Raw genomic sequence first — 4,193 nt, 5'->3', positions numbered from 1 at the left:
GCCGCGATCAGGCGATCCAGTTCGATATCTTCAACCGCCGGGCGCTGGACCTGTTGTCGGACGCGGCAAGTCAGGCAGCACTGGCGGGCGATCTCGCACGGGCCAAAAAATTGTCGGACACTTGGCATGAGGCGCTGGACGCTATATCTGAGACCGATACCTACAATCTCGACAAGAAGCAGCACGCCCTGATCATGATCGACCGCCTGAATTCTGCAATGCGAATGTGACGGTTTTCCCGATGCATGCCGTTGTCCCCAAAACCGGGGCCACTTTTGGGCGGCATGCATTGGCATCGGGATGGCAAATGCTGCCTCGATACGATATCCACCGCCACGCCTTTCCATTCAGACATTCATGACGGTTCATTCATGTCACGCGACAAGTTCTACATCACCACCCCGATCTTTTATCCGAACGGCAAGCCGCATATCGGCCACGCCTATACGGTCATTGCAACCGATGCCCTGGCGCGCTTCCAGCGCCTGGATGGCAAGGACGTATTCTTCCTGACCGGTACCGACGAACACGGTCTGAAGATGCAGCAAACGGCCGAGAAGGAAGACATAACGCCGCTGGCGCTGGCCGACCGCAATTCGGCGATTTTCCGCGCCATGACCGATGCGATGGGTGGCTCGAACGACGACTACATCCGCACGACGGAACCGCGCCACTACGAATCCTGCCAGGCAATCTGGAAGGCGATGGCCGCCAATGGCGACATCTATCTCGACCGCTATAGCGGCTGGTACTCGGTGCGCCAGGAAGCCTATTTCGACGAAGGTGAGACGATCGTCGGCGACGACGGCGTGCGTCGCGAACCGCTTGGATCGCCCGTCGAATGGAACGAGGAAGAAAGCTACTTCTTCAGGCTTTCCGCCTATCAGGACAAATTGCTGGCGCTTTATGAGAGCCAGCCCGACTTTGTCGGTCCGACCGAGCGCCGCAACGAGGTGCTCAGCTTCGTCAAGTCCGGGCTGAAGGATCTGTCGATCTCGCGCACGACCTTCAAATGGGGCGTGCCGGTGCCGGGCGACGACAAGCATGTGATGTATGTCTGGGTCGATGCCTTGACCAACTACATCACCGCCGCCGGCTATCCCGACACAAAGGCCGAGCAATGGCGCTATTGGCCGGCTACGCACATCATCGGCAAGGACATTGTCCGCTTCCATGCGGTCTATTGGCCGGCCTTTCTGATGTCGGCGGGCATCGAGTTGCCAAAGCGCGTTTTCGCGCATGGCTTCCTGTTCAACCGCGGCGAGAAGATGTCGAAATCGGTTGGCAACGTCGTGGATCCATTCGCGATGGTCGAGCACTACGGTCTCGACCAGGTGCGCTACTTCTTCCTGCGCGAGGTGCCCTTCGGCAACGACGGCAGCTACAGCCATGACGCGATCGTCAACCGCACCAATGCCGACCTTGCCAATGGTCTCGGCAACCTGGCGCAGCGCTCGCTGTCGATGATCGCCAAGAACTGCGGCGGCGTGGTGCCACAGCGCGGCGACCTGACGGATGCCGACAGCGCGATCCTGGACCAGGCCGTCGCCGCTCTCGACACCGCGCGCAAGGCGATGGCCGAGCAGGGCATCCATCTGGCGCTGGCGTCGATCTTCGGCGTGGTGGCGGAAGCCGATCGCTACTTTGCCGGAGAGGCGCCATGGGCGTTGAAGAAGACCAACCCGGTGCGCATGGAAACGGTGCTGTGGACGACCGCCGAAGTCGTGCGCCGCGTGGCGGTGCTGTGTCTGCCCTTTACTCCGGGATCAGCCGCCAAACTGCTCGATCTGCTGGCGGTGCCGGCGGACAGCCGCGATTTCGCGCATGTCCACGCGGACCATGCGCTGGTGCCGGGCACCGCGTTACCCGTGCCGGAAGGGGTTTTCCCACGTTACGTCGACCAGCCGGACGCGAACGTCTGATGCTCGTCGACAGCCACTGCCATCTGGATTTTCCAGATTTCGCCGAGGAGCGGGCTTCCATTGTCGCTCGCGCCAAGGCGGCCGGTATAGGCCGCATGGTGACGATCTCAACTCGCGTGAAGAGATTTCAGCAAATTATTGAAATTGCAGAGACTTTCGACGAAATATACTGTTCGGTCGGCACCCATCCGCACAATGCCGCGGAAGAGCTAGACGTAACATCTGCCGATCTGGTACGGCTGGCCGCCCACCCGAAAGTGGTTGCGATCGGCGAGGCCGGTCTCGACTATTTCTACGACAAGGCGCCACGCGATGCGCAGGCACAAGGCTTTCGCAATCACATCGCCGCCGCACGCGAAACGGGGCTGCCGCTGGTCATCCATTCGCGCGATGCCGATGCAGATATGGCTGATATTCTTGAGGCCGAAACGGGGAAGGGCGCCTTCCCCTTCATCCTGCATTGCTTTTCTTCCGGACATAGGCTCGCCGAAATTGGCGTCGCTCTCGGCGGCTACGTGTCGTTCTCGGGTATCCTGACCTTCAAGAATTCGGCTGAGTTGCGCGCCATTGCCGCCGATGTGCCGCATGACCGCCTGCTGGTCGAAACCGACGCGCCCTACCTGGCGCCCGTGCCGTTTCGCGGCAAACGCAACGAGCCGGCCTATGTCGCCCATACCGCCAAGGTGCTGGCCGAAACCATCGGCGTCAGCGAAGCTGAAATCGCCGATCTGACGACGGATAATTTCTTCCGGCTGTTCGGCAAGATGCCGCGGCCTGTAGAGCAAAGCGCCTGAACGATGACCGACCGGCTGCGCCTCACCATTCTCGGCTGCGGCTCGTCGCCGGGTACGCCGCGCATCACCGGCGACTGGGGCAATTGCGACCCCGACAACCCGAAGAACCGGCGCACGCGTGCCGCCGCACTCGTCGAGCGGATCGCGTCGAATGGCGGCCGCACGACTGTGGTCATCGACACGGGGCCGGATTTTCGGCAGCAGATGCTGCTGGCCGGCGTTAAACGTATCGATTCGGTCGTCTATACCCACCCGCATGCCGACCATATCCATGGCATCGACGATCTGCGCGGCTTCGTTCTCGATCAGCGCCAGCTGATCGACGTTCATGCCGACAGGGCGACGATGCTTCGGCTGCGGGAAGCGTTCGGATACTGTTTCGAGACGCCGCAAGGCAGTTCCTATCCGCCGATCGTCAGGCCGCATCTCATCGACCACACCAGGCCGGTGGTCATCGAAGGAGAGGGGGGTACCCTCACCCTCGAGCCGCTGCCGCAGATCCACGGCGACATCGTATCGCTCGGTTTCCGCATCGGCGGCCTCGCCTATTGCCCCGACATCAGCGACTTTCCGGAACCCACCGCCGAACGGCTGCGCGCCCTCGACGTGCTGATCATCGACGCGCTGCAATACCGGACACATCCTAGTCACCTGTCCCTTGGCGAAGCGCTTGATTGGATCGAGCGGCTGGCGCCGATACATGCGGTGCTGACGCATATGCACGTGCCGCTCGACTACGCAACGGTGGTGGCCGAGACACCAGCCAATGTCGAACCAGCCTATGATGGGATGATGATTGAAATCCCTTACGAATCAGCGTGAAAGAAACAGAACTTCATGACCGGCTCCAGGGCTCGCGTACCCAAAGCGCTGCCGATGCCGGTATGCATGACGACGTGACCTCACCGTCTCGGATACGCTGCCCGGCACACGGCCATCACAGTATCGCGAAGCCAGCGATGGGCCGGGTCGGCGTCCATTCGCGGATGCCACATCGCCGATATCTTGAACTCCGGCGTGGGGACCGGGACTTCGAAGGTCGCAAGACCCGATGTGACAGGGAGATCGCTCGTCAAGCTGTTGCCCAGGCATGAATGCGGCACCAGCGCGACCAGATCCGATTGGCGTGCAATCCGCATTGCATCCGGATATCCAGGCACGACGACCCTTATCGCCCGTTTAAGCCCCAGCTTCTCCAGGGCGGCATCGACGGGCTCGATTCTCTCCCCATCCTTGGACGCCAAGACATGGTCGCAGGCGGCATATCTTTCTGCGGTCACCGCCGCGCGCTCGAGAAGAGGATGTCCAATTCGGGCCACGCCGACAAGCTTGTCATGGAACAGGAACTGGGTGCGTATCTCCGGCGCGGACGTTCCAAGCAGGCCGATCTCCAGATCAATGAGCCCCTCCCTTAGCGGCCGCGCGTCTTTGTCAGGTTTGGGGACAAAGCGAAGGCAGATCCGTGGGGCTGCCCGAG

4 protein-coding genes and 1 pseudogene are annotated in these 4,193 nt (G+C 61.3%); 4 read left to right on the top strand and 1 reads right to left on the bottom strand.

Annotated elements, in window-relative coordinates:
* The 4 genes and pseudogenes from EN893_RS21425 to EN893_RS21410 form a co-directional block, all read left to right on the top strand.
* Window positions 1-230, top strand: a pseudogene (locus EN893_RS21425) (DNA polymerase III subunit delta'); the annotation flags it as partial.
* A gap of 141 nt (window positions 231-371) precedes the next feature.
* Window positions 372-1,922: a methionine--tRNA ligase gene (gene metG, locus EN893_RS21420; protein WP_127269114.1), complete on the top strand. Its 1,551-nt coding sequence runs from the start codon at window positions 372-374 to the stop codon at window positions 1,920-1,922.
* On the top strand, window positions 1,922-2,716 hold the full coding sequence (locus EN893_RS21415; RefSeq protein ID WP_127269113.1) for a TatD family hydrolase: 795 nt from the start codon (window positions 1,922-1,924) through the stop codon (window positions 2,714-2,716). Before metG ends, EN893_RS21415 begins: the two co-directional genes overlap by 1 nt.
* Window positions 2,717-2,719: 3 nt before the next feature.
* Window positions 2,720-3,538, top strand: a complete 819-nt coding sequence (locus tag EN893_RS21410; protein WP_127269112.1) for an MBL fold metallo-hydrolase — start codon at window positions 2,720-2,722, stop codon at window positions 3,536-3,538.
* Window positions 3,539-3,618: 80 nt separating this feature from the next.
* On the opposite strand, the gene EN893_RS21405 is transcribed toward EN893_RS21410, so the two are convergent.
* The coding region (locus tag EN893_RS21405) for a LysR substrate-binding domain-containing protein (protein ID WP_245490875.1) at window positions 3,619-4,193 on the bottom strand (575 nt) is incomplete at its 5' end.

It is taken from the genome of Mesorhizobium sp. M7A.F.Ca.CA.004.04.2.1 (assembly GCF_004022825.1).
In the GTDB taxonomy this organism is placed as follows: Bacteria; Pseudomonadota; Alphaproteobacteria; order Rhizobiales; family Rhizobiaceae; genus Mesorhizobium.
This window is presented reverse-complemented; position numbering and strand designations above follow the sequence as displayed.